The 23,379-nt window shown below is 66.6% G+C and carries 23 protein-coding genes; 7 read left to right on the plus strand and 16 right to left on the minus strand.

Features of this window, described 5'->3' with window-relative positions:
- Positions 1–32: 32 nt before the first annotated feature.
- The 7 genes from yajC to ACT3UE_RS02630 all read right to left on the minus strand — a co-directional run bounded on the left by yajC (position 33) and on the right by ACT3UE_RS02630 (position 5,816).
- On the minus strand, positions 33–449 hold the full coding sequence (yajC, locus tag ACT3UE_RS02600; RefSeq protein ID WP_444553613.1) for a preprotein translocase subunit YajC: 417 nt from the start codon (positions 447–449) through the stop codon (positions 33–35).
- A gap of 131 nt (positions 450–580) precedes the next feature.
- The gene (gene ruvB, locus ACT3UE_RS02605) at positions 581–1,657 is read right to left on the minus strand and encodes a Holliday junction branch migration DNA helicase RuvB (protein WP_444553614.1); all 1,077 of its coding nucleotides are present in this window, start codon (positions 1,655–1,657) and stop codon (positions 581–583) included.
- Positions 1,658–1,666: 9 nt separating this feature from the next.
- Positions 1,667–2,290, minus strand: a complete 624-nt coding sequence (gene ruvA, locus ACT3UE_RS02610; RefSeq protein ID WP_444553615.1) for a Holliday junction branch migration protein RuvA — start codon at positions 2,288–2,290, stop codon at positions 1,667–1,669.
- A 110-nt stretch (positions 2,291–2,400) separates the two neighbouring features.
- Positions 2,401–2,985 (minus strand): crossover junction endodeoxyribonuclease RuvC, encoded by a 585-nt coding sequence (gene ruvC / locus ACT3UE_RS02615; protein WP_444553616.1) that lies wholly within the window; start codon positions 2,983–2,985, stop codon positions 2,401–2,403.
- Positions 2,986–2,991: 6 nt separating this feature from the next.
- Complete coding sequence (locus tag ACT3UE_RS02620; RefSeq protein ID WP_444561692.1) at positions 2,992–3,750, minus strand: YebC/PmpR family DNA-binding transcriptional regulator; 759 nt, start codon at positions 3,748–3,750, stop codon at positions 2,992–2,994.
- Positions 3,751–3,752: 2 nt separating this feature from the next.
- Entirely contained in the window at positions 3,753–4,430 is a 678-nt protein-coding gene (pdxT, locus tag ACT3UE_RS02625) for a pyridoxal 5'-phosphate synthase glutaminase subunit PdxT (protein WP_444566245.1), read from the minus strand.
- Positions 4,431–4,583: 153 nt separating this feature from the next.
- Positions 4,584–5,816, minus strand: a complete 1,233-nt coding sequence (locus ACT3UE_RS02630; protein WP_444561690.1) for a CapA family protein — start codon at positions 5,814–5,816, stop codon at positions 4,584–4,586.
- Between the two features lie 51 nt (positions 5,817–5,867).
- On the opposite strand from ACT3UE_RS02630, the gene ACT3UE_RS02635 reads away from it, so the two are divergent.
- Positions 5,868–7,889 (plus strand): M3 family metallopeptidase, encoded by a 2,022-nt coding sequence (locus tag ACT3UE_RS02635; RefSeq protein ID WP_444566246.1) that lies wholly within the window; start codon positions 5,868–5,870, stop codon positions 7,887–7,889.
- Positions 7,886–8,596, plus strand: a complete 711-nt coding sequence (locus tag ACT3UE_RS02640; RefSeq protein WP_444561688.1) for a GNAT family N-acetyltransferase — start codon at positions 7,886–7,888, stop codon at positions 8,594–8,596. Before ACT3UE_RS02635 ends, ACT3UE_RS02640 begins: the two co-directional genes overlap by 4 nt.
- A 63-nt stretch (positions 8,597–8,659) precedes the next feature.
- Here the strand turns inward: ACT3UE_RS02640 and pdxS are convergent, their stop codons facing one another.
- The 4 genes from pdxS to ACT3UE_RS02660 form a co-directional block, all read right to left on the minus strand.
- Positions 8,660–9,556, minus strand: coding sequence for a pyridoxal 5'-phosphate synthase lyase subunit PdxS (pdxS, locus tag ACT3UE_RS02645; RefSeq protein ID WP_444561687.1), 897 nt, complete (start codon positions 9,554–9,556; stop codon positions 8,660–8,662).
- A gap of 154 nt (positions 9,557–9,710) precedes the next feature.
- On the minus strand, positions 9,711–10,271 hold the full coding sequence (locus ACT3UE_RS02650) for an HIT family protein (protein WP_444553623.1): 561 nt from the start codon (positions 10,269–10,271) through the stop codon (positions 9,711–9,713).
- Between the two features lie 3 nt (positions 10,272–10,274).
- Positions 10,275–12,278 (minus strand): threonine--tRNA ligase, encoded by a 2,004-nt coding sequence (gene thrS / locus ACT3UE_RS02655; RefSeq protein WP_444553624.1) that lies wholly within the window; start codon positions 12,276–12,278, stop codon positions 10,275–10,277.
- Positions 12,279–12,475: 197 nt separating this feature from the next.
- Positions 12,476–13,237 (minus strand): SDR family NAD(P)-dependent oxidoreductase, encoded by a 762-nt coding sequence (locus ACT3UE_RS02660; RefSeq protein ID WP_444561686.1) that lies wholly within the window; start codon positions 13,235–13,237, stop codon positions 12,476–12,478.
- Between the two features lie 294 nt (positions 13,238–13,531).
- Between ACT3UE_RS02660 and ACT3UE_RS02665 the strand changes: the two genes are divergently transcribed.
- Positions 13,532–14,401 (plus strand): EamA family transporter, encoded by an 870-nt coding sequence (locus ACT3UE_RS02665; RefSeq protein ID WP_444553626.1) that lies wholly within the window; start codon positions 13,532–13,534, stop codon positions 14,399–14,401.
- A gap of 72 nt (positions 14,402–14,473) precedes the next feature.
- Here ACT3UE_RS02665 and ACT3UE_RS02670 read toward each other — a convergent pair whose 3' ends face one another.
- Positions 14,474–15,022, minus strand: a complete 549-nt coding sequence (locus ACT3UE_RS02670; RefSeq protein ID WP_444553627.1) for a GNAT family N-acetyltransferase — start codon at positions 15,020–15,022, stop codon at positions 14,474–14,476.
- Between ACT3UE_RS02670 and ACT3UE_RS02675 the strand changes: the two genes are divergently transcribed.
- Positions 15,007–15,411 carry a LuxR family transcriptional regulator gene (locus tag ACT3UE_RS02675; RefSeq protein ID WP_444553628.1) on the plus strand — a complete coding sequence of 135 codons (405 nt, stop codon included), beginning with the start codon at positions 15,007–15,009 and terminating at the stop codon, positions 15,409–15,411. The two genes, ACT3UE_RS02670 and ACT3UE_RS02675, sit on opposite strands and share 16 nt — an antisense overlap.
- Positions 15,412–15,469: 58 nt before the next feature.
- Here ACT3UE_RS02675 and ACT3UE_RS02680 read toward each other — a convergent pair whose 3' ends face one another.
- The 4 genes from ACT3UE_RS02680 to ACT3UE_RS02695 all read right to left on the minus strand — a co-directional run bounded on the left by ACT3UE_RS02680 (position 15,470) and on the right by ACT3UE_RS02695 (position 21,187).
- Positions 15,470–19,099 (minus strand): DNA polymerase III subunit alpha, encoded by a 3,630-nt coding sequence (locus tag ACT3UE_RS02680; protein ID WP_444561685.1) that lies wholly within the window; start codon positions 19,097–19,099, stop codon positions 15,470–15,472.
- Positions 19,096–19,407, minus strand: a complete 312-nt coding sequence (locus ACT3UE_RS02685) for a DUF6504 family protein (protein WP_444553630.1) — start codon at positions 19,405–19,407, stop codon at positions 19,096–19,098. The genes ACT3UE_RS02680 and ACT3UE_RS02685 overlap by 4 nt, the downstream gene beginning before the upstream one ends.
- A 370-nt stretch (positions 19,408–19,777) precedes the next feature.
- Positions 19,778–20,365 (minus strand): GNAT family N-acetyltransferase, encoded by a 588-nt coding sequence (locus ACT3UE_RS02690; protein ID WP_444553631.1) that lies wholly within the window; start codon positions 20,363–20,365, stop codon positions 19,778–19,780.
- Positions 20,366–20,422: 57 nt separating this feature from the next.
- A complete protein-coding gene (locus ACT3UE_RS02695; protein WP_444553632.1) occupies positions 20,423–21,187 on the minus strand; it encodes an SOS response-associated peptidase in 765 nt (254 codons plus the stop codon).
- A gap of 35 nt (positions 21,188–21,222) precedes the next feature.
- Between ACT3UE_RS02695 and ACT3UE_RS02700 the strand changes: the two genes are divergently transcribed.
- The 3 genes from ACT3UE_RS02700 (at position 21,223) to ACT3UE_RS02710 (ending at position 23,312) form a co-directional block, all read left to right on the plus strand.
- Positions 21,223–21,492, plus strand: a complete 270-nt coding sequence (locus ACT3UE_RS02700; protein ID WP_444553633.1) for a glutaredoxin domain-containing protein — start codon at positions 21,223–21,225, stop codon at positions 21,490–21,492.
- A gap of 102 nt (positions 21,493–21,594) precedes the next feature.
- Complete coding sequence (locus tag ACT3UE_RS02705; protein WP_444553634.1) at positions 21,595–22,680, plus strand: S-(hydroxymethyl)mycothiol dehydrogenase; 1,086 nt, start codon at positions 21,595–21,597, stop codon at positions 22,678–22,680.
- Positions 22,680–23,312, plus strand: coding sequence for an MBL fold metallo-hydrolase (locus tag ACT3UE_RS02710; protein WP_444553635.1), 633 nt, complete (start codon positions 22,680–22,682; stop codon positions 23,310–23,312). The genes ACT3UE_RS02705 and ACT3UE_RS02710 overlap by 1 nt, the downstream gene beginning before the upstream one ends.
- Positions 23,313–23,379 lie beyond the last annotated feature (67 nt).

Here is a 23,379-nt window from a genome sequence, read left to right on the forward strand (position 1 = left end):
CCCCCGCCCCGCCCCCCCACGCCGCGGTGCATCTAGTCGTTCTCGTTCTTGCCTTCGCCATCGAGGCGACGCAGGGTCTCCTCGGGGGTTTCCCCTGCGGTCGACTGGGCCTCATCGGTCGACAGCTCGGCATCGTTGCCGGGCTCCGCGACGGGGATGACCTTGGCGATGGCCTGGGCGTGGACCGTGGCGGTGGTTCCGGGGGAGATCTCCAGGATGACCTTGTTGTCATCGGTGTCGATCGCCGCGACCGTTCCGAACAGTCCGAAGTTGGTCATGACCTCGGATCCGACGGCCAGCTGCGACCGGAGCTCCTGTTGCTTCTTCTGTGCCTTCTTGCGTCCGCGGAACATCATGAAGATCAGGAAGGCGAAGGCCAGGATGAGGATCAGGGTCATCGGGTCGAAGCCCGACGGCTGGTCCGCCTGGGCAATTACGGTGGAGGTCAAGAGTTACTACCTGTTTCTGTTCCGGGGACTTCCGGAGGGCGTTTTCGACAACGCCCACGGAGGGCAAGTCACTATTGTATAGGTCCAGTCTGGACGTTGGGTGACCGCGGAGCCGATTCCCGCCCTCCGGCTCAGCTGCCGGCGGGGTTCCCGGAGGGGTCCTGGCGACCGAATTGACCGGCCGCGCCATCGTAGTGGACCGCATGGGCGGGCATGGCCAATCCGAGATGTTCCCAGGCGGCGGGCATGGCGATCCGCCCGCGTGGCGTCCGCCCGAGCAGGCCCTCACGGACCAGATACGGTTCGGCGACGGTTTCCACCGTCTCGGTCTCCTGTCCGACGGCGATGGCCAGGGTCGACAGGCCCACCGGTCCTCCGGCGAATTTGGTGCACAGGGCCTCGAGGACGTTGCGGTCCATCCGGTCCAGGCCCTTGGAGTCGACCTCATACATGTCCAGGGCCGCGGAGGCGGCCCGGGCATCGATCTGTTCGATCCCGTGGACCAGGGCCCAGTCCCGGACCCGGCGGAGCAGACGGTTGGAGATCCTGGGGGTACCGCGCGAACGCAGGGCGATCTCGGCGAAGGCCGCGGAGTTCACCGACATGTCCATGAGCATGGCCGAACGGCGCAGGACCAGCTCGAGTTCCTCGGTGGCATAGAACTCCAGGTGCCCGGTGAAGCCGAACCGGTCACGCAGCGGCCCGGGCAACAGACCGGCACGGGTCGTGGCCCCGACCAGGGTGAACGGCGGGATCTCCAGGGGGATGGCCGTGGCTCCGGCCCCCTTGCCCACGACGATGTCGACGCGGAAGTCCTCCATGGCCATGTAGAGCATCTCCTCGGCGGGACGGCTCATGCGATGGATCTCGTCCAGGAACAGGACTTCGCCTTCGGTCAGCGAGGAAAGAATGGCGGCCAGATCCCCGGCATGCTGGATCGCGGGGCCGGAACTGATGCGCAGCGGGGCGTTCATTTCGGCCGCGATGATCATCGCCAGGGTCGTCTTGCCCAGCCCCGGAGGGCCCGACAGCAGGACATGGTCCGCGGAGCGTTCGCGGATCCGTGAGGCTTCCAGGACCAGCGAGAGCTGCTGGCGGACCCGGGGTTGACCGACGAAGTCATGCAGGTTCTTCGGGCGCAGTGCCGACTCGAGCGCCCGCTCCTCCGGCTCCGAGGAGGAGGCGGTGATCTGCTGGTTCTCGGTCATGGTTCCAGCCTATCGTCCGCCGGCCGAGGCGCCACGGCCCAGGTCGCGCAGAACTGATTTGAGGATGTTGCCCACCTGGGCGGTGGCCACGAGTTCGGGCTCGGCCTTGGCGGTGGCCGCCACAGCCTTTTCGGCGTCCTTATCGGACCACCCCAATCCGGTCAGGGCCTCGAGCACCTGTTCCTTCCACGCCGGTACGGTGGCGGCCTGGGCCGTGGTGGTGGCCTCCCCGGTGGGGGCGAGCTTGCCGGCCAGTTCCAGCACGATCCGCTGGGCGCCCTTGGGGCCGATGCCCGGAACCCGGGAGAAGGCCTTCGTGTCCCCCTCGGCGGAGGCCACCCTGACGTCTTCGGGGGTATGGACCGCCAGGACGGCCAGGGCGAGCCGCGGACCGATCCCTGCCACGGAGAGCAGCACCTCGAACACCTCCCGCTCCCCCGGCTCGGCGAAACCGAAGAGCGTCATGGAGTCCTCGCGGACCACCATCGAGGTATGCACCACGGCCTCGCGGCCCACATGCAGACCCGAGAGGGTCTGCGGGGTTGCCTGGACGAGCATCCCGAATCCGGAGACCTCGATGACGGCACTGTTCAGGGCCACATGGCTCACCACACCGTTGAGCGAACTGATCATGAAAAGCCTTCCTCCGGCGTCGTCCTGTGATCGGTGACCGCTGGGCGGCATCCGAACATATCTACGAATACCTTACCCGTCGGGCCGCGGATCCGGGCCCACCGACTCGGTCAGCGTGGCTTGCGGGCCGCTGCTTCGGCGGCGGCCCAGGCGCGTTGCGCGGGGGTCAACCCGCTGGAGCCGGCGGTGACCCCGCTGGAGGCCTGCGAACCGGGGGCCGCCCCGCGCCAGCCATGGGTGATGGCCAGGGCGGCGGCATCGGCGGCATCGGCCGGGCGGGGTGGTTCGTCCAGGCGGAGGATCTTGGCCACCATCTTGCCTACGGCGGCCTTGCTCGCCTGACCGCTTCCGGTCACGGCCGCCTTCACCTCGGTCGGGGTATGCAAAGCCACCGGGATGCCCCGCCGGGCCGCGGCGACGATCACGATCCCCGAGGCCTGCGCGGTGCCCATGACCGTACTGACATTGAGTTGGCTGAAGACCCGTTCCACGGCCAGCACGTCGGGGCGATGCCGGTCCAACCAGGCATCGATGCCTTCGGCGATGGCCAGCAGTCGCTGGTCCAACGAGGTGTCCGGCGTCGTCCCGACTACCTTCACGTCGACCAGGGACGCCCGCCGGTTGGGTTCGACGTCGACCACGGCCAGACCGCAGCGGGTCAGCCCCGGGTCGACCCCGACCACACGCAACGCCATGGGGTGCTAGTCGTCCGCTTCGAGCTCGGCCATGACCTCATCGGTGAGATCGGCATTCGAATACACGTTCTGCACGTCGTCGAGTTCCTCCAGGGCATCGGCCAGCTTGAGGAACTTGCGCGCGGCGTCGGCATCGATCTGGACCTGCATGGAGGGAACGAACTCGGCTTCATCGGATTCGTATTCGATGCCTGCCTCCTCCAGCGCCTTGACCACTTCCTGCAGGTCGGTGGGCTCGCAATGCACCTCGAAGCCGTCGCGGGATTCCTTGACTTCTTCGGCCCCGGCGTCGAGCACGGCCATGAGCAGATCGTCCTCGGTCAGGTCGTTCTTCGGCACCGAGACCACGCCCTTGCGGGTGAACATGTAGGCCACCGAGCCCGGGTCCGCGACGGTCCCGCCGCTGCGGTTGATGGCCAGGCGCACCTCGGAAGCGGCCCGGTTCTTGTTATCGGTCAGGCATTCGATGAGCAGTGCCGAACCCTGCGGCCCGCGGGCTTCGTAGATGATCTCGGCGTAGTCGATGACCTCACCGGTCAGCCCGGCACCGCGCTTGACGGCCCGGTCGATGTTGTCATTGGGGACCGAGGTCTTCTTCGCCTTGGCAACGGCGACTTCCAAGCCGGGGTTGCCCGCCATATCGGCGCCGCCGGCACGGGCTGCGACCTCGATGTTCTTGATGAGCTTGGCAAACGACTTCGCGCGCTTGGCGTCGATGGCCGCCTTCTTATGCTTGGTGGTTGCCCATTTGGAGTGGCCTGACATGCTTACGCTTCTCCCTTGATCAGCTGGATGAACAGTTCGTGGATCCGGCGCTCCCCCGTGACTTCCGGATGAAAGGACGTCGCCAACAGCGATCCCGAACGTACTGCAACGATTCTACTGTCCGTTCCCGCCTCCGGGCCCGATCCGCCCGCCGGGACCCGGACCGTGGCCAATACCTCGACCCCTTCGCCCACCGATTCGACCCAGGGGGCGCGGATGAACACCGCCCGCACCGCCGCCGCGGGTCCGCTGGCGGAAGACCGGGCATCCCGGGGTGGATCGGGCAGTCCCTTGAACGCCAGATCCGTTTCGAAGGACTCGACCTGACGGCCGAACGCATTGCGTCTGACGCTCATGTCGATGCCGCCGAAGCTCTGCTGCGACACGCCTTGGCGGTCGGTCGAGGGGTCCAGGATCCGATCAGCCAACAAGATCAGCCCGGCGCAGGAACCGAAGACCGGGAACCCGTCGGCGATGCGTTCCTTCAACGGGGCGGAGAGCCCGAACATGCGGGAGAGCTTGTCGATGGTGGTCGATTCGCCCCCGGGCAGGACCATCCCGTCCAGCCCCGCCAGTTCCTCGGCCCGGCGGACTTCAACGGCGCGGGCGCCTACGGATTCCAACGCCGCCACATGTTCGCGGACATCACCCTGGAGGGCCAGGACACCGACGTTGAGCATGTGGAACCGCCTTTCCCGGGTGGGGCCGGGGTCGCACCGCGTCACCGCGGCGGAGGAAATGGGACGCTTCAGCATAGTTCCCGCACCGGCCGACCGCCCACCGGGTAGGCACCGTCAGCCCCGGGCCTGGTCACGAGGAGGCTGCGGGGCTGGTCACGGGGAGGCTGCGGGGCGCCAAGGCCGGGCCCCGTCCCCGTCGGCGCCCAGGACGTTCAAGGTCGAGCGCGTGCGTTTCAGCGAGGCGGCATCACCGGCCGCCGTCGTGCACGGGGTCTTCGCCGGCAGGGCACACCAGCGCACCGGGTCCTGGGCCATGATGTGTCCGACCCAACGCGGGGCCGAGGTCGTCCACCGGTCCCCCTCCTTCACGAAGTCCAGCTTCAGGCTCACCCCTTCCCGGTTCACCGCCAGATCGGTGGCATGGGCGGACACCGAGTTGCCCAACCCGTAGGCGATCCACACCCCGTCGCGCTTTTCCAACGGCAGCACCGAATGCGTGTGGTGCGAATAGACCGCATCGAATTCCCCGCTGTCCGCCAGGGTGTGGGCGATATGGGTTTGTTCGGTGGTCGGGCGTGTCGAGTACTCCTCGCCGGCATGGAACCCGGCCAGCACGACGTCGGCGCCTGCCTTGCGGGCTTGTCTGGCCCGGGCGATCATCTGGTCGGTGTCGATGAGATCGACCCTCCAGTCGGTGTCGGCGCTCAACCCGTTGAGCCCGTAGGTGGCTGCCACGACGCCGACCCGGATTCCCCCGGCCTCCAGGATCAGCGGCTTCCGGGACTCCGCGGCACTGCGATAGGTCCCGGTATGTTCCAGCCCTGCCTCGTCCAGGGCGTCCAGGGTGCGTTCGACCCCGGAAGTCCCGTCGTCGACGGCATGGTTCGTGGCGGTGGTGCAGGCGTCATAGCCGGTGGAGGCCAGGGCCGGAAGGATCTGCGGGGGCACCACGAAGGACGGGTACCCGCGATAGGGCCCCTTGTCGGTCCCGACCGGGGTCTCCAACGAACAGATCGCCAGATCGGCGTCGGCAAGATAGGGCGCCAGACCCGATAGCAGCGGGGCGAAGTCGGGGGTAGCGGCCGAACCGTCCGCCCGGGCCTGTTCCCACAGGGGTGGGTGGAGCAACACGTCACCGGTCACCACCACCGAGACCTCCTCGCGGGACGAGGGCATCGGGTCCGGCCCGGTGGCCTCCGCATCCGTCGTCGCCGCCGTGGCGCTGCCCGCCGTTGCCGGGGCCGCCGCATTCGGCGGCGTCGTTCCCGTCCCGGCCGGCTGGGAGGTATCGGCGCCTGAACAGCCCGACAGCAGGATCAGCGAGGCCACCAGGGCGGCTACTCGGACGGCGGCCCGCCGGCGGGTCGGCAACGATCTGTGGCTCATCCTCCGATGGTAGGCGTCGCGTCCGGTCCGCAGGTGTGAAAAACTGACTTCATGACGAATCCCCTGCTCAGCAAAAGCGTGCTGCCCTTCGAAATGCCCGCGTTCGATCTCCTGACGGCGCAGGATTATGTCGAAGCGGTCAAACACGGCATCGCCGAGCAGCTGGCCGCCATCGCCGCCATCACCTCCTCCACCGAGGAGCCCACCTTCCCCAACACCACCGAAGCCTTCGAAACCAGCGGGGAAACCCTGCGCCGGGCGGTCATGGCCTTCTCCAATGTCAGGCCTTCCCACGGCACCGACGACATCGTGGAGGTCGATGCCGACATCCAGGCACTGCTGACCGAACACGAGGATGCCGTGCACCTCGACGCGCAGCTCCACGCCCGGCTGTCCGCCGTGGAAGCCGCCGGTGGGCTCGACGGCGAACGCCAGCGCCTCAGTTCCGAGACGCTGCGCCGGTTCAGCCAGGCGGGAGCCGGGCTCGATGAAGCGGGCAAGGAGCGCCTCCGGGCCCTGAACGCGGAGATCTCCGCCCTCTCCACCCGGTACGGGACCCGGTTGTTGGCCGGGATGAACGACGCCGCGGTGCTCTTCGATTCCGCCGAGGCACTCGAGGGCCTCTCCGACGCCGAGATCGCCTCGGCCGCCCGTGCCGCCACGGAGGCCGGACATCTTCACGGCTATTTGTTGACCCTGGTCCTGCCGACCCAGCAGCCGGCCCTGGCCCGGTTGGAACGGGAGGACTCACGCAGGCGGCTGTTCGAGGCCTCCACCCGACGTGGCCAGGAGGGACCGAACCGGACCCTGGAGCTGGGCGCTTCCATGGCGCGGTTGCGCGCCGAACGGGCCGCCCTGTTGGGCTATGACCATCACGCGGCCTACGTCCTCGAAGGCCAGACCGCTCCCTCGGTGGAGGCGGTGCGTGAACGTCTGGCCGGCCTCATCCCCGGTGCCCTGGCCAATGCCGCCACCGAGGCCGCGACCATGGCCGAGCTGGCCGGACGGCCACTCGCCCCTTGGGACCGCGCCTACTATTCGGCCCGGGTCCAGCGGGAGAAGTACGCCGTGGACGCCGCGGCGTTGAAGCCCTGGTTCGTACTGGACCGGGTCATCCACGCGGGGGTCTTCGCCGCAGCCACGCGGCTCTACGGGGTGGAGTTCACCGAACGTCACGACCTGCCCGTGTACCATCCCGAGGTCAGGGTCTGGGAGGTCACCGACGCCGATGGCAGCACGTTGGGGCTGTTCCTGGGCGACTACTTCGCCCGGCCCACCAAGGCCGGCGGTGCCTGGATGAACAGCATCCGCGACGGGGCCTCCCTCTTCGGCGAACTGCCCGTGGTCACCAACAACCTGAACATCCCGGCCCCGGCCGAAGGCCAACCCGCGCTGGTGACCCTCGATGAATGCCGGACCCTGTTCCACGAATTCGGCCATGCCCTGCATGGGCTGTTCGCCCACGGGATCTACCCTTCCCTCGCCGGGACCTCGGTGCCGCGCGACTTCGTCGAATATCCCTCGCAGGTCAACGAGATGTGGCAGTTCGACGCCGAGCTCGTCACCAAATATGCCCTCCACGTGGAGACGGGCGAACCGCTGCCCGCCGGCGCCGTGGAGAAGATCCAGGATGCGGGCCTCTGGGGTGCGGGCTTCTCCACGACCGAATACCTGGCGGCGGCCCTGTTGGATCTGGAGTGGCATTCCCTGGCCGCCGGGGAGGATCCGGGGGATCCGTTGGAGTTCGAGGACCGGGTGCTGCGCGAGGCGGGCTTCTCCCCCGAGGTCATCGTCCCGCGCTACCGCACCGGCTACTTCAAGCACATCTTCGATGGCGGCTATTCCGCCGGCTACTACTCCTATATCTGGAGTGAAGTCCTCGACGCCGACACGGTGGAGTGGTTCACCGAAAATGGTGGTGGGACCCGGGCCAACGGCGACCGGTTCCGCCATGAACTCCTGGCCCGGGGCAATACCCGGGACCCGTTGGCCTCCTATGAGATCTTCCGCGGGCGTGAAGCCCGGCTCGAGCCATTGCTGGTGCGCCGCGGACTGGACGCAGCCGCCCAATGAGCACCGTAGCCGGCGCACAGCGCGCCTTCACCGACTGGCACCGGACCCTGGCTGCGGCCACCGGTGGCCGGGAGTTCTCCACCCACGGCTGCCAATGGCTCTATCAGCCGACCCGGGCCCGGTTGGTCCTGCTCTTCCCCACCCGTCCCGAAGCCTCCGGGCTGCGCCCCGGACTGGCGGAGGGAACCCGTCTGGGGGCCCGCGAAGTCCACGTCTTCCTCAATGCCGCGGCCCGCGACGAGGCCCTGACCGAGCTGGGCTTCCGAGACGCGCCCCCGCTCTTCTGGCACGGTGGGTCCGCGGCAGATGTGGCGGCAGCCGGCCGCGATGGCCAACCGTGGGAGGGCGGCGTCGAATTATCCTCCACCCTGCCCGAGGCCACCGGGGCCGACCGGGAAGAACTGGCGGTCCTGCAACCGGAGCGTCGGATCGAACAAGCCGTGGCCCGGGGCGCCGACGTAACGCTGGCGGGACGGGGGTTCGGTCAATTGCATGACGGCGGGGACCTGTCGATCCAGTCCCTGGCGGTCGGCCGCTCCTGGCGGCGTCAGCGGGCCGGAACGGCCCTGCTGGGGGCCCTGGTCGAACGGCTCGACTCCGAGGAAGGTTCGGGCCAGGTCCTGGCGGCTTCGACCCCCGGGGCGTCGGCCTTCTTCCGCACCAACGGCCTCGAGCTGCTGGGCAAGGGACGCCATCTGGTGCAGTAGGAAGACACGAACGGCCGGCCACTCGGGATGAGTGGCCAGCCGTCCGTTTCAGCTCAGGAGGGTTTACCAGCCGCGCTCGGAGAGGCGGTGCGGTTCGGGCAGCTCCTCCACGTTGATGCCGACCATGGCCTCACCCAGCCCGCGGGAGGCCTGGGCAATGACGGAGGGGTCGTCGTGGAAGGTGGTGGCCTTCACGATGGCTGCGGCCCGCTGGGCCGGGTTGCCTGACTTGAAGATGCCTGAGCCGACGAACACGCCGTCGGCGCCAAGCTGCATCATCATCGCGGCATCCGACGGGGTGGCGATGCCGCCGGCGGTGAAGAGCACGACGGGCAGCTTGCCCGCCTCGGCGACTTCCTTGACCAGTTCGTAGGGTGCCTGCAGCTCCTTGGCGGCCACGTAGAGCTCGTCCGTGGGCATCGAGGACAGCTTCGCGATCTCGGCGCGGATCTTGCGCATGTGCCCCGTGGCGTTGGAGACGTCGCCCGTGCCGGCTTCACCCTTGGAACGGATCATGGCAGCACCCTCGTTGATGCGGCGTAGGGCCTCCCCCAGGTTGGTGGCACCACAGATGAAGGGGACCGTGAAGTCCGTCTTGTCGATGTGGTTGACGTAGTCGGCCGGTGTCAGGACTTCCGATTCGTCGATGTAGTCGACCCCGAGGGACTGCAGGATCCGGGCCTCCACGAAGTGGCCGATACGGGCCTTGGCCATGACCGGAACCGATACGGCGTCGATGATGCTGTCGATCATATCGGGGTCGGACATGCGCGAGACCCCGCCCTGGGCGCGGATGTCGGCGGGAACCCGTTCCAGGGCCATGACGGCGACGGCGCCGGAATCCTCAGCGATTCGGGCCTGCTCTGCGGTGACGACATCCATGATGACGCCGCCCTTGAGCATATCGGCCATGCCACGCTTGACCCGGGGACTGCCGGTGGTGTTCTCAGTGCTGGACACGTATGGTCCTTTCAAAACGGGGGGAAAGTACGCTCCATCCTAAGCCAGTGTGCCGGTGATCACCGCCCCCGATGACGCCACCGGTCAGCGATGGGCGTGCTTCGGCGCCACCGCGGCGCCGATGATGTAGCACCACTGGTGCTCGCGGTCGATCTCAGCCCTGGTCCCATGCGTCGGCGATGTCCTGACGGATGTCCCCCAGGACCGCTGGGATGGCTTTGGTCCGGGCGATGATCGGGAAGAAGTTCCCGTCCCCGCTCCACCGCGGGACCACATGCTGATGCAGGTGCGCGGCGATGCCCGCCCCGCCGGCCACCCCCTGGTTCATGCCCAGGTTGAAGCCCGACGGGTTCGCCACCGCCCGCAGCACACGCATCGCCTGTTGGGCTGCCGCCCCCATTTCGGCGGTTTCCTCCACGGTCAGATCCGTGTAGTCCGGGACGTGGCGGTAGGGGCACACCAGCAGGTGCCCGGAGTTGTAGGGGAAGAGGTTGAGCACCACGAACATCGTCTTGCCCCGGTGCACGATCAACGATTCCTCGTCGCTGCGCTGGGGCCCGGTGCAGAAAGGGCAGTCCTCTTCGTTCTTGACCTGCCCCTGGCCCTGTTTGATGTAGGCCATTCGATAGGGCGTCCACAGGCGTTGGAAGGAATCCGGGACCCCGGCCAGTTCGAAGTCGTCGGTGATGTCCTCGTCGTGTTCCGGGGTCCCCATCAACTACGCCTCCCGGTTCTGCACGGCGGAAACGATGCGCTCGATGGCCTCGGCCACCGGCACCCCGTTGTCCTGGCTCCCGTCACGGAACCTGAAGGAGACGGCGCCTGCCTCGGCGTCCTCTCCCCCGGCGATCAGGGTGAAGGGGATCTTGTCCTTGGACGCGTTGCGGATCTTCTTCGGGAACCGTTCGGTCCCCAGATCGGCTTCGGCACGGATGCCGCGGGCCTTGAGCTGGGCGACGATGTCCTGGACGTAGTCGTTGAACGCCTCGGCCACCGGGACGCCGAGCACCTGCACCGGGGCGAGCCAGGCCGGGAAGGCCCCGGCATAGTGCTCGATCAGCACGCCCATGAACCGTTCCACCGAGCCGAAGAGGGCCCGGTGGATCATCACGGGGCGTTGACGGGAGCCGTCCGCCGCCTGGAATTCGAGGTCGAAACGCTCGGGCAGGTTGAAGTCCAGCTGGATGGTGGACATCTGCCAGGTGCGCCCGATGGCGTCGCGGGCCTGCACGGAGATCTTCGGCCCGTAGAAGGCGGCTCCGCCCGGGTCGGGGACCAGCTCGAGGCCCGATGCGGTCGCCACCTCCTCGAGGGTGCGGGTCGCTTCCTCCCAGGCTTCGTCGCTGCCGACGTACTTCTCCGGGTCCTTATCGGAGATCTCCAGGTAGAAGTCGTCCAGCCCGTAGTCCTTGAGCAGGTCCAGGACGAATTCCAGCGCGGTGGTCAGCTCGCCCTTCATCTGCTCGCGGGTGCAGTAGATGTGGGCGTCGTCCTGTGTCATCCCCCGCACGCGGGTCAGCCCGTGGACGACGCCGGATTTCTCGTAGCGGTAGACCGAACCGAATTCGAACATCCGCAACGGCAGTTCGCGGTAGGAGCGTCCCCGCGAGGCGAAGATCAGGTTGTGCATGGGGCAGTTCATCGGCTTGAGGTAGTAGTCCTGGCCGGGCTTGCGCACCGACCCGTCCTCGTTCAGTTCCTCGTCGACGTGCATCGGGGGGAACATGCCGTCCCGGTACCAGTCCAGGTGCCCAGAGATCTCGTAGAGGTGGCCCTTGGTGATATGCGGGGTGTAGACGAACTCGTATCCGGCCTCTTCGTGGCGCTTACGTGAGTAGTCCTCCATTGCACGGCGGATGATGCCACCCTTGGGGTGGAAGACCGGCAGGCCCGAACCGAGTTCATCGGGGAAGGAGAACAGGTCAAGTTCGGCCCCGAGCTTGCGGTGGTCCCGGCGTTCGGCCTCGGCCAGACGCTCCTGGTAGGCCTTCAGGTCCGCCTTCGTCGGCCAGGCGGTGCCGTAGATGCGCTGGAGCTGCTTGTTCTTCTCGTTGCCCAACCAGTAGGCGGCGGCGGAACGGGTCAGGGCGAAGGCATTGGAGATCAGCTTGGTGTTGGGCAGATGCGGGCCGCGGCACAGATCGCACCAGATGGTCTCCCCGCTCTTGCGGTCGACGTTGTCGTAGATGGTGATCTCGCCGGCGCCGACCTCGATGTTGGCCCCTTCGCCGACCGCGTCGGCGTCACTGGACTTGCCCAGGATCTCCAATTTATAGGGTTCGGCGGCCATGGCTTCGCGGGCCTGGTCCTCGGTCACCACGCGGCGGGCGAATTTCTGGTTCTGGTTGACGATCTTGAGCATCATCTTCTCGAGGGTCTTCAGATCCTCGGGGGTGAAGGGTTCCTCGACGTCGAAGTCGAAGTAGAAGCCGTCGGTGATGTACGGGCCGATGCCCAGCTTCGCTTCGGGCCGCAATTGCTGCACGGCCTGGGCCATCACGTGTGCGGTGGAGTGGCGCAGGACTTCGAGTCCTGCCGGGGAGTCGATGGTCGCCCGCTCGACGGTGGTCCCGGCTTCGAGTTCATGGGACAGGTCGCAGAGGACGCCGTCCACATGCATGACCACGACGTTGCGCTCTTCGAAGTACAGCTCGGCCCCTGTCGTGCCAGCAGTCACCTCACGCTGTTCGCCGTCGACATTTAGGGTGATCTGCTCTGACACGTTGGTCTCCTGATTCGTGGTGGGGCTTCATGACTTGTGGCATACGGTGACCACAGCCAGCCGGGTCCAGCTTAACCGACTCGTTCGCAGCCGAACCAATCGACCGGGTTCCCGCGGCGTTGCAGGAATCCGGTCGCGTCCGTCGTGCACCCGCCTCGTGCTCCCTGGAGGTCCCGGGGCACGACACCGCGACGGATTCAGCGCAGCTTGATGGATCCGCCGTCGGCCATGACGGTCTGTCCGGTCATGTAGCGGGAGTCATCGGAGCACAGGAACGCGACGATGGGGGCCACGTCGGTCTCCGGGTCACCGAAGCGTCCCAGCGGCACCTTCTCCTCGGAGGCGGCGAACATCTCCGGGTAGTTCTTCTTCCAGTTCTCCACGCCTTCGGTCATGGCCATCGGGCACACCACGTTGACCCGGATGCCCTCGGGGGCCCATTCGTTCGCCACGACCCGGCTGAGTCCGCGGATGGCCTCCTTGGCGGCCGCGTAGGCAGCCTGGGTCGGCTGGCCTTCGAGTCCGGCCCCGGATCCGTAGTTGACCACGGCGCCGACGGTCTTCTTCAGTTCCTGGTAGGCGGCCAGCATGAAGTTCCGGGTGGCGAAGAACCCGGTGTTGAAGGACAGGTCCCACATGGCATCGGTGTGTTCCAGGAAGGAACCTTGTTTGGAGGCGTGGGCATTGTTGACCAGGGCGTCCAATCGACCGAAGCGGTCCACGGCGCGGGCCACGGCCGCCTTCGCCACCTCGGGATCAGAGACATCGCCGGCGACGAATTCCACGTCCTGGCCGAATTGCTCCACGATGACTGCACCGGCTTCCTCATTGAGGTCGACCGCCACCACCTTTGCGCCCCTGGCGACGAAAGCGCGCGTCACGGCTCCGCCGATGCCCGCCGCGCCACCGGTGACGATGGTGACCTTGCCCTCGAGATTGCGTACTGGTTGGTTGTCCATGGCTGCTCCTCTGATTTGATGTCCTGAAGACAGTATACTCGTTCGATTGTTGCTTTGTCAGCCCACCGCCCCCGCGAAGGCTGCCTGCGGCCCACGCCCTTGCTAGATTGAGGGCCCGTGGCGTGGTGCGATCCGAGCCGGGCCGGGAAACCCGCCGGGAGGAGGAAGGCTGGTGTCTGAAAGCAGGCAGGTGGACCTACCGGGGACAGGGAAATTCGGTGCATGGCGGCCGATGACGACCCCGAAGCCCGATCACCATACTGATCCCCACTGCTCCGACCCGCCGATGCCACGATGAGCACCACGGCGCTGGGGCTGATTCTGCTGGCTGCCCTGGCCCATGCGACCTGGAACATTGCGGCCAAGAGCGCCGGCTCCGCCGGGGCCGCGTTCGTGTGGCTATACAGCGTGGCCTCCACCGTCCTCTACCTCCCTTTCGCCGTGCTCGTGCTCGCCGGGGCCGACGTATCGATGGGCACGTGGTGGTCGGCGGCGTTGGTCAGCGGAATCATCCACACCGCCTATTTCGTGCTGTTGCAACGGGGGTATGCCGTGGGGGACGTGTCAGTGGTCTATCCACTGGCACGCGGGACCGGCCCGTTGCTGGCGGTGGTCTTTGCCATGATCCTGTTCGCCGAACGACCCGGCGCGCTGGGCCTCGTGGGAGCGGCACTGGTGGTCTCGGGCATCGTGGTGATCGGATTGACCGGATCCTCGTCCAGCCGTCCCGGCGGTGCCAGCCGGGGAAACGGGGTCCTCTTCGGGGTGATGACCGGGGTGATGATCGCCGCGTACACCGTGTGGGACGCCCATGCGGTCACGGCACTGGCCATCACCCCGGTGCTCCTGTACTGGGGCTCCTTGGTGACCCAGGTGGCGTTGCTGACCCCCGTCGCACTCCGGGACGTTTCCCGCCTGCGGTCCATCCTGCTGGGGAACTGGCTCAAGGTCCTGGCCGTGGGGGTGTTGTCTCCGCTGGCCTACATTCTGGTCTTGTGGGCCATGCGGCTGGCACCGGTGTCATTGGTGGCACCGGGCCGGGAGCTGAGCGTGGTGCTGGTGACCGTCGCTGGCTGGCTGATCTTCAGGGAGCCCAAGCCTGCCCGACGGCTCGCAGGAGCCGGGACCGTCCTGCTCGGTGTCGTGCTGGTGGCATTGTTCTGAAGAGGGCTCGTGGAGGATGTTCCCGGCAGCAAACACCAGGAGGTCGGATCAGCGACCGCCGATTTCCTGCGATCAAACCGTGCACAGCACCTGATACATCAGGTGGTCCTGCCACCGCCCAGCGATCTTCAGGTATCCGGAGGCCCTCCCATGCCGGGTGAAGCCGTTACGGGTCAGGACGCGCTGGTAGGCATGGTTGTGCACCAGTGTTTCCGCCTGGAGACGGTGCAGGCCCAGCCCATCGAAGGAGTGGGCCCGGGCTTCGGCGACCGCCCGGGTGGCCAAGCCGGCCCCTGGTGTTCCTGTCCGACCCAGAACCCCCGGCTTGCCGATTCCAGCGTGCCGCGGGTGATGCCATTGATATTGATCCTGCCCACCAGGGCGCCGGATTCGTCGGTGATCGCCAAGGGAGGCATGGTCCCGGCTTCCCGGGCGTGGAGACCCCGAAACAGGACACCCACCAGCGCCCCGCCCTCGGGGCCCACCCGACGTGCTGGGGCGGACATTACGGCGATGACGATCTACCCCCTGCTCTTGCAACTGGTTCCGGGTTAGCCTTGTGAGACGGTCAAAGCAGGTGAACCCGGTTGAGCGCGGAGGTTGGCATGAGACGGAAAACATCGTTGACGGCGTTGGCACGTCATGAGTTGGAACACGCAATGACGGGCACGAGCGGTCGTAGTGCGGCTACGGTGCTCGGTGGGCACGACAGGATGCTGCGCCAAACGGTCATCGGGATGCGGGCCGGGGAATCCTTGGACGTGGGCGAAAGCCCGGGTGAGGCCAGTGTGCACGTGCTTTCCGGTCGGGTCGTCCTGCACTCCGGTGGACGGAAGTCCTTCGGCTGGGTCGGTGACCTGCTGGTCATTCCCGCCGCGGCCCACTCGCTGGAAGCCGTCGAGAACTCCGCGATCCTGCTCACCGTGGCGAAGAGCATGCCTTCACGGCCCGACCTTGTTCCGGCTGAGTCAATCCACGAGTTGGCGGAGAGCACTGTGGGTGAGGAGTAGTTCCATTCATTCGCACGGCGAGACGGGATGGTGCCCTGGTCGTGCTGGGCTGACCGGATCATGATCCGACGTCGAATTCCGGCCAACCCTCCGGAAGTTCACCGGGCAGCCGGTTGTCCAGGCCTTCGTCCTGCATCCGGATGGCCAGCAACGAGGTGTCCTCGCCACTGGTGGCGGTCTTCGCCGTGGCAGGTGGACGCTTATCGCTGACTCGGTTCGGGTCATTCAGGTGCCCCGGCCCCGGCAGGGTGGCCTGGTCGGCAAGATCCCAGGCTTGCAGGGCCTGCAGGGTGATGCCGCGGGGACCCGTCCGACGGGTGATCCCGTGCACCAGCAGGAGCCGGGTGGAGAACAGCAGCGGCCCGGAGTTCTGCTGGGCTTCGTGGAAGAAGGTGCAGTCCACGCAACCGGTCCCGTCGTCCAGGGAGATGAACACAACCCGTCGACCGCCACGCATCGGCGGTGTCTGCGTGGCGACCCGTACACCGGCAACCAGCACCTCCGTTCCGTTGCGCAGTCCCAGCAGGTCCTCGGCATGGGTCGCCCCCAGCTTCCCCAGTATCGGGGCGTGCGAGGACATCAGGTGGCCGCTGACGTCCACCGACATCAGATCCAATTCGGTGCGGACGGTCTCCTCCATGCTCTGTTCGGCCTCCCCCACGGCCAACCCGCCCAGTTCCACATCACCCATCGGCAAGGACAGCTGTCCCGGGATGGGCCGGTGCCGTGGGGGCAGCGTCTTGGCGGTCCGGGCGGTCAGGTGGAGCATCAGATCCGCGCGGTTGCCGCGTCCAGCCGCTTTTTGCAGGGAATCGAACGCCCCCAGCGCGGCAAAGGTGCGCAACGAGGACCGGCTCAGCCCCGACCGGTCACGTACATCGGCCAGTGAGTCGTAGGGCCGACCGGCCACGACCCGCTTCACCTCGGTCCCTGAGACCCCGTGGATCCCGCTCAAGGACAGCCGGATGCCCAACCGTCCGGCAGGCATCGTCCCCGGGGCCCGGTAGACGGGGGGCACCGTGGCCGGGGGGAGCAGTCCCTTCATGCGTTCGACCCGGTAGGAGGCATCGGAGTTGTTGATGTCCAAGGGCAGGATGGGGATGCCCATCCGCCGTGCCTCGGCCACCAGCAACCGTTTGGGATACATCCCGGGGTCGTGTTCCCAGATGCCGGCCAGGAACGCCTCGGGGTGGTGGGCCTTCAGCCAGGCCGACTGGTAGGTCGGTACGGCGAAGGCCGCGCCATGGGCCTTGCAGAAGCCGAAGGAGCCGAAGGCCTTCAACGTCGTCCAGACCTCGTCGATCACGGCCAACGGATAGCCCCTCGCCAGGGCGCGGGAACGGTAGAGTTCCTCCACCCGCGGTTCGGCCTGCTCGTTGCCCAGCAGCCGCCGATACACATCGGCCTTGGCCAGCCCGCACCCGGTCATCACGTCGAAGATCCGCAGCACCTGTTCGTGGAAGACCGTGACCCCGTGGGTCTCGGCCAGGGCAGGTTTGAGATCGGGGTGCGGATAGCTTTCGACCGCGAATCCGTGCCGGTTCTCCAGATACGGCTTGACCATGTTCGATTGCATGGGCCCGGGCCGGAACAACGAGATGTCGATGATGATGTCGTTGAATCGGCGTGGCGCCAGCTTGCCGATCAGTTCACGCTGCCCGGGGGATTCGATCTGGAAGCAACCCAGGGTGTCGGTGGTGCAAATGAGCTCGAAGGTCGGTTCGTCATCCAGCGGGACCCGCTGCAGGTCGATGGTCCCGTCGCTATCCAGATACTCCGGAAGCTCCCCGTCGGGTGTTCTCGGGTGGGCCCCGGCGCGCGCGACCGCCTCCCCGTCCCCATGGATCCTGACGACTTCGGAGACCGCATGGGCCATCGCCGATTGCATGCGCACCCCCAACACGTCGAGTTTGAGCATGCCCATGGGATCCATGTCGTGCTTGTCGAATTGGCTCATCGCCAACCCGAGTCCGCTGGGCTGGACCGGGGTCCGGTCCAGCAGGGTGTTGTCCCCCAGGATCACCCCGCAGGGATGCATGGAGATGTGGCGGGGCAGCCGGTCCAGCCGTTCGGTCAGGTCCACCAGCAGGTCCAGTTGCTTCTCGGCCCCCATCCGTTCGGCAAAGGGGCGCAGCTCCGGCTTCTCCTCCAGGGCCTCGCGGAAGTTGCTGGCCGAGAAACGCCACAACTGTTTGGCGATGACGTCCAGATCCCCGTCCCCCATGCCCAGCGCCTGCCCCGCGTCCCGGACGGCACCCCGGGCCCGGTATCCGTTCTGCATGCTCATCAGGGTCACCCTCCCGGAGCCGAACCGCTCGAAGATGTGCTCATAGACCCGATGACGCTCGGCGGATTCGACGTCGATGTCGATATCGGGAAGGGTCGTCCGTTCCCGGGACAGGAAGCGCTCGAAGAGCAGGTCGTGCGCCAGCGGGTTCACATGGCTGATGCCCAGGAGGAAGTTCACCAGCGAGGAGGCCCCGGACCCCCGGGCGGCATTGCGCACGCCCAGGGTGGTGATCATCGAGCTGACCTCGGCCACGGTGAGGAAGTAGGTGCTGAACCCCAGGTCCGAGATGGTTTCCAGTTCCATGGCGAGTCGATCGCGCAGCGTACGGGAAGCGGCGTCCTGCGGAATCAGGCGGGTGATGCCTGCTTCGCAGCGTGCCGCCAGCTCCGCGTCGGGGTGGCCGCTGATGCCGATCACGCTGGCTTCGGGGACCACGGGGATTCCCCAGCCGGCGTCGTCCACCGGGTCCATCCGTGCCCAGTCGGCCATCGCCGCGGTGTTGCCCAGCAGTTCCCCGGCGACTTTCCCCTCCCCCGCCTCCCGGGCGATTTCCCGGGCCAAGGCGTGCATCCTCCCGGGGCTTTTGAGCCACCCCTGACCGTTTGGTTGCAGGTCCCTGAGGGTTTCCAGCGAGCTCAGGGCGCGGGCGGAGTCCAGGACGTCGGCAGTGGCGGCCCCGTCGGGGACCGCGTAGCGCACGGCGTTGGTGAGCAGGGCGGGGACGTGCAGGGCCTGGGCCGTACGCAGCATCCGGATGGAATGCGCCGTGCTGAGCCGCTCACCGGGGGTGTTCATATGGGTGACCAGCTCCAGGCACACCACGTCCCGGCCCACCGCCTGCAGCCATCCGGCCAGCGCGGTCCTGGCGCGCGGGAGTTCACGACGCAGGGCCGCCTGTCCGACGTCGGAATCCGGTCCCAGCAGGACCTTCAGCACCGTGCCGGCCTCCGGGTCGGTGGCGCAGGCGGCCAGCTCCGCGTGGGTCACCCCGACCGGTTTGCGTCCGCTGACGCCCCGGTGCGCCGAGGTTCCCTCATGGGCCAGGGAGACCAGTCGGCAGAGGGCACGGTACCCGGCCCCGTCGCAGTGTCCTTTGGCCAGCACGACGATCCGCCCCTGCACCTGGGGCCCCGGACGCCCCCGGGCGGCATGCCCCGGAGGAGGACGGGGGTCATCGGCCGCGGGGCCCAGCACGGCAAGGTTCACCCCGAGGATCGGATCCAGCCCGGTGTCCCGACAGGCCTTGAGGTGTTTGACGGCCCCATACAGGCCATCGCGTTCGGTGGTGGCCAGCGCGTCGGCCCCCTCGGAGGCAGCCCTCAGGGCCAGGTCCTGCGGCCAGGAGACCCCGTAATGGGCACTGAACGCAGAAGCCACGTTCAGATGGGTAAAAGTCATGCGCTCTCCAGCAGGGCATCGTGGATCCGGATGAGCCGCCAGCGCCCGCTCTCCACGTCACGGGAGACCTCGAAGGTCAGTAGCGGCCCCTTGCCGGCGAGTCTGACCTGGAGCCGCCAGATCTCGTGGTCCACGAGTCCCGGGCCGCGACCGCGTTCGGCGCGGACCTCTTCGGCCCACCAGCGACGGCGTTCAAACCAGCGCACGGGGTCGGCGGCAACACGGTATTCCCGCCCCTGCCACCGCATCCGCAAGGGTAGCCCCGCGGTACTGCATTCCACGTCGACTGACTGGGTGAAAAGCCCCATCTGATACCTCCAAATCGCCCCGGACGACGGCATTGGTCCCGGAGCCCTACACGATGGGAGGGGCCGCGAAACTGCCTGTGCACGACGACCACTCCATTCTATTCGAAACTTTGTACTAAGCAAGATCAGACTAGAAAGTATGTACGACACTTTGGGTCTCGTGGGTGGAGGTATCCGTTGGTGGTGCTGATCGAAGGCTGCTGCCCCCGAGGTTCAAGCCCACTCGCAGGGCCGTCTCGAACCGGTCCGGGGAACCTCCTGCATGCCGAAGCTAGTGCGCGCAGCAGGCAACAGGCCCCCGAAAAAGGGCACAGCAACGTCGTCCAGATGATTCGGGAGGAACCTGCTGTTCACCAGGCAGGCAGCCGCGTCAGGGCCTTCCTTCTCCAGGCAGGAGCGAGAACAGCACCATGTCATGGCGTTCGCCGGATCGTGCCGTTTTGGAGCGTTGGAGCCCTTCGCGGGTGAACCCGGCATTGAGTGCCACCTTTTGGGAGCCGATGTTTGCCGATGCGGCCTCGAGGCTCACCCGTTGGGCGCCCAGCTCTTCTATTGCCCACCGGGTCACTGCCCTGGCTGCGGCAGTGGCCACCCCGCGACCGCGCGCCCATGGGGCCACCCAATACCCCACTTCCACCGTGGAGTTGGCCGGATCGACATCAACCAGTCCACAAGAGGCGAGTACGGCATCCGTCGTTTCATCGACCACGGCAAAAGGTGCTCCGGTCCGTTCGTTCCAGGTCATTGCGGAGTGATCCGCAAATGAGGCCGCGTGCTCCTGCGTGTATGGATGCGGCACGGTCGTCCAGCGGATGATTTCGGGGTCCTGGCACGCCCGGTGAATCGATTCCGTATCCCCGCGGCTCCAGGGACGCAAGATGATCCCTTCCCCGCCGTCCGTCGAGCCCCTCAGGATCGGGGGTGTTTCGTTCCACGCCAAAGTCATGGTGAACATCATAGGGGACCCCGCTTTTGAGCAATCGGCCACTGATGGTTGGTCCGTTCCCACCCCGGATTACTCCGCGAAAAGATCCTCGACCGGCTCGATGAGTTCGGGGCCGTTGTTCCGCACGTTGCCCACGGCGGAGCCGACTTCACGGAGGGACCAGCCACCGGCGACCTCATGGGCTTCGTCCCTGACCTGTTCGACCAGTGGGCCGGCTTCCCGGTCGCCGGGGTTCAACCATTCGGACATCGCCGCCCGGTCCAGGGGAATGGGCAGCCGGTCGTGCAGGCCGTGCAGCTCGTCGAGTACTTCGGATTCGCCCGTTTCCTCGGGTGAGGCCATCGTGAGGATGCTGCAGCTGAGCAGCCAACGTTCCGGATCGTCCTCCGCCTTCGTGGGATCCTTCCACCATTCGTAGATGCCGGCGAAGAAGATCAGCGAGTCGTCTTCCCGGTGCACGAAATACGGACGCTTGGAAGCGGTCTTGCCCGTCCCGGACTTCTTCCACTCGTAGTATCCCTCGACGGGGACGGCACAGCGGCGGGCCTTGATGGCGGCGCGGAAGGTGGGTTTCTCCAGGACCGTTTCGCTGCGGGCGTTGAAGGCCCTGACCCCCACCGAGGGGTCCTTGGCCCAGCTGGGGACCAGACCCCATTTAGCCACATGCACCTGCCGGACGACTTCATCGTCCAGGAGTCGCTCCAAGACGATCGGCACATCGGTGGTCGGGGCGACGTTCCATGATTTGCGCAGTTGCAGCGCGTCATCTGCTTCCGCTTCGGCTTCGGCCACCAGATCGCCGATGGCCCGGGCCATTACGTATCGTCCGCACATGGAATAAGGATCTCATAGTGCCGGTTGTGCTGGATATGACTGATTTGAAGACCGAGGAATACATCCCCGAAGCCGGGGCCGTCACCATGTTCACCACCTCCTGGTGCGGATACTGCAGGAACCTGAAGAAGGCCATGGACGCCGATGGCATCTCCTACCGGGAGGTCAACATCGAGGACGTCGCGGGAACCGCCGAGATCGTCGAGGAGTTCAACGGCGGTAACCAGACGGTCCCCACCTTGATCTTCTCCGATGGTTCGGCCGTCACGAACCCCCGAATTGAACAGGTGCGCGAGCGTCTCTAGCGGCTCTATGACAGGATGAAAGGTGCCCGCGGTTTTTCCGCGTGGGCACCTTTTTTCTGAATTGGATGGGCCGTGCTGGACACGGCCGAGAGGATGGAAACCATGGCACAAAAGGTCAAGGCTGTAGTCGTCAAGGCCAAGGACGCACCGGTGGAAATCGAGACGATCGTCGTTCCGGATCCCGGTCCCGGCGAAGCGGTCGTGGACATCCTCACCTGCGGGGTCTGTCACACCGACCTGCACTATAAGCTCGGCGGCATCGGCGACGAGTATCCGTACCTGCTCGGACACGAGGCCACAGGCGTCGTGAGCCAGCTCGGGGAAGGCGTGACCAACGTCGAGGTCGGCGATCGCGTCGTCTTGAACTGGCGGGCCGTCTGCGGCGAATGCCGGGCCTGCGCCAAGGGCCAGCCGCAGTACTGCTTCGATACAGCCAACGCCGATCAGCCGATGACCCTCGAAGATGGCACGGAGCTCTCCCCCGCGCTGGGCATCGGGGCCTTCGCGGAGAAGACCCTGGTTGCCGCCGGCCAATGCACCAAGGTCGATGACGACGTCGATCCAGCTGCCGTGGGCCTGCTGGGCTGCGGCATCATGGCCGGTATTGGTGCGGCGATCAACACCGGGGAGGTCAAGCGCGGCGAATCCGTCGCGGTCATCGGGTGCGGAGGGGTCGGCATCGCCGCCATCGCCGGCGCGAAGCTGGCCGGTGCCACCACGATCATCGCCGTGGACATCGATCAGTCCAAGGTCGACATGGCCGTCGAGCTCGGAGCCACGCACGGGATCAACTCCAAGGAGAAGGACCCGGTAGAAGCCATCAAGGCACTGACCGGTGGCTTCGGCGCCGATCTCGTCATCGAGGCCGTCGGGCGTCCGGAAACCTATCGGCAGGCCTTCTACGCCCGTGACCTGGCCGGCCGCGTGGTTCTGGTCGGCGTTCCGACGCCGGAGATGAAACTCGAGTTGCCGCTGGCCGATGTCTTCGGCGGTGGCGGTTCACTGAAGTCCTCCTGGTACGGCGATTGCCTGCCCTCCCGCGACTTCCCCATGTTGGTCGAACAATACAAGCTCGGACGACTGGATCTGGATGCGTTCGTCACCGAACGCATCGGTCTGGGGGACATCGAGGCTGCCTTCGAGAAGATGCATGACGGCACCGTGCTGCGTTCGGTGGTGGAGCTCTAATGCCGGCACAGATCGAAAACCTGGTGACCTCCGGAACGTTCAGCCTCGACGGCGGGACCTGGGATGTGGACAACAACGTATGGATCATCGGTGATGAAGCCGAAGTCCTCGTGATCGATCCGGCGCATAAGCCGGCAGCGATCGTTGAAGCAGTCGGTGGCCGCAAGGTCACCGCCGTGCTGCTCACCCATGGGCACGACGACCACATCCGCTATGCCCGCGATTTCGCCGAAATGGTCAACGCCCCGATCTACATGAATCCCGAGGACCAGATGCTCTGGGAAGACGTGTTCCCGGGGACGACGCCGGATGAACGCATTGCCGATGGCGATACCTTCGACATCGCCGGCACCACGTTGCGGGCCATCCACACCCCCGGCCACTCCCCCGGTTCCACCTGCTTCTACGCCGAGGAGCTGGACACGCTCTTCTCCGGGGACACGCTGTTCAGCGGCGGGCCCGGGGCCACCGGTCGCAGCTATTCCAGTTACAAGACGATCGTGGAATCCATCCGCGACCGGCTGCTGGTGCTGCCGCCGAACACCATCGTGAACACCGGGCACGGCGACGCCACCAGCGTCGCCGCCGAAGCCCCGCAGTTGCAGGAGTGGCTGGACCAGATCGAGGAATAACCAACAACGGCAGGCCGGCAGGCCCGCCGACGAAGACAGCGCGTGGCGGGAATCCCCAGGGGTTCCC

Origin of the sequence: Arthrobacter sp. 179 (assembly GCF_052379645.1) — a bacterium.
GTDB lineage: Bacteria > Actinomycetota > Actinomycetes > Actinomycetales > Micrococcaceae > Arthrobacter_H.

Excerpts from the sequence above, each read along its gene's own strand:
- pdxT (WP_444566245.1), bottom strand. The coding sequence starts at position 4,430 with ATGCTCAACGTCGGTGTCCTGGCCCTCCAGGGTGATGTCCGCGAACAT.
- ACT3UE_RS02650 (WP_444553623.1), bottom strand. The coding sequence starts at position 10,271 with ATGGGGACCCCGGAACACGACGAGGACATCACCGACGACTTCGAACTG.
- ACT3UE_RS02630 (WP_444561690.1), bottom strand. The coding sequence starts at position 5,816 with ATGAGCCACAGATCGTTGCCGACCCGCCGGCGGGCCGCCGTCCGAGTA.
- ACT3UE_RS02685 (WP_444553630.1), bottom strand. The coding sequence starts at position 19,407 with ATGGGGCTTTTCACCCAGTCAGTCGACGTGGAATGCAGTACCGCGGGG.
- ACT3UE_RS02710 (WP_444553635.1), top strand. The coding sequence starts at position 22,680 with ATGCCGGCACAGATCGAAAACCTGGTGACCTCCGGAACGTTCAGCCTC.
- ruvC (WP_444553616.1), bottom strand. The coding sequence starts at position 2,985 with ATGGCGTTGCGTGTGGTCGGGGTCGACCCGGGGCTGACCCGCTGCGGT.
- ACT3UE_RS02675 (WP_444553628.1), top strand. The coding sequence starts at position 15,007 with ATGAGACGGAAAACATCGTTGACGGCGTTGGCACGTCATGAGTTGGAA.
- ruvB (WP_444553614.1), bottom strand. The coding sequence starts at position 1,657 with ATGACCGAGAACCAGCAGATCACCGCCTCCTCCTCGGAGCCGGAGGAG.
- ACT3UE_RS02665 (WP_444553626.1), top strand. The coding sequence starts at position 13,532 with ATGAGCACCACGGCGCTGGGGCTGATTCTGCTGGCTGCCCTGGCCCAT.
- ACT3UE_RS02680 (WP_444561685.1), bottom strand. The coding sequence starts at position 19,099 with ATGACTTTTACCCATCTGAACGTGGCTTCTGCGTTCAGTGCCCATTAC.
- ACT3UE_RS02695 (WP_444553632.1), bottom strand. The coding sequence starts at position 21,187 with ATGTGCGGACGATACGTAATGGCCCGGGCCATCGGCGATCTGGTGGCC.
- ACT3UE_RS02705 (WP_444553634.1), top strand. The coding sequence starts at position 21,595 with ATGGCACAAAAGGTCAAGGCTGTAGTCGTCAAGGCCAAGGACGCACCG.
- ruvA (WP_444553615.1), bottom strand. The coding sequence starts at position 2,290 with ATGATCAGTTCGCTCAACGGTGTGGTGAGCCATGTGGCCCTGAACAGT.
- ACT3UE_RS02620 (WP_444561692.1), bottom strand. The coding sequence starts at position 3,750 with ATGTCAGGCCACTCCAAATGGGCAACCACCAAGCATAAGAAGGCGGCC.
- ACT3UE_RS02635 (WP_444566246.1), top strand. The coding sequence starts at position 5,868 with ATGACGAATCCCCTGCTCAGCAAAAGCGTGCTGCCCTTCGAAATGCCC.
- ACT3UE_RS02700 (WP_444553633.1), top strand. The coding sequence starts at position 21,223 with ATGACTGATTTGAAGACCGAGGAATACATCCCCGAAGCCGGGGCCGTC.
- ACT3UE_RS02660 (WP_444561686.1), bottom strand. The coding sequence starts at position 13,237 with ATGGACAACCAACCAGTACGCAATCTCGAGGGCAAGGTCACCATCGTC.
- ACT3UE_RS02670 (WP_444553627.1), bottom strand. The coding sequence starts at position 15,022 with ATGTTTTCCGTCTCATGCCAACCTCCGCGCTCAACCGGGTTCACCTGC.
- ACT3UE_RS02640 (WP_444561688.1), top strand. The coding sequence starts at position 7,886 with ATGAGCACCGTAGCCGGCGCACAGCGCGCCTTCACCGACTGGCACCGG.
- ACT3UE_RS02690 (WP_444553631.1), bottom strand. The coding sequence starts at position 20,365 with ATGATGTTCACCATGACTTTGGCGTGGAACGAAACACCCCCGATCCTG.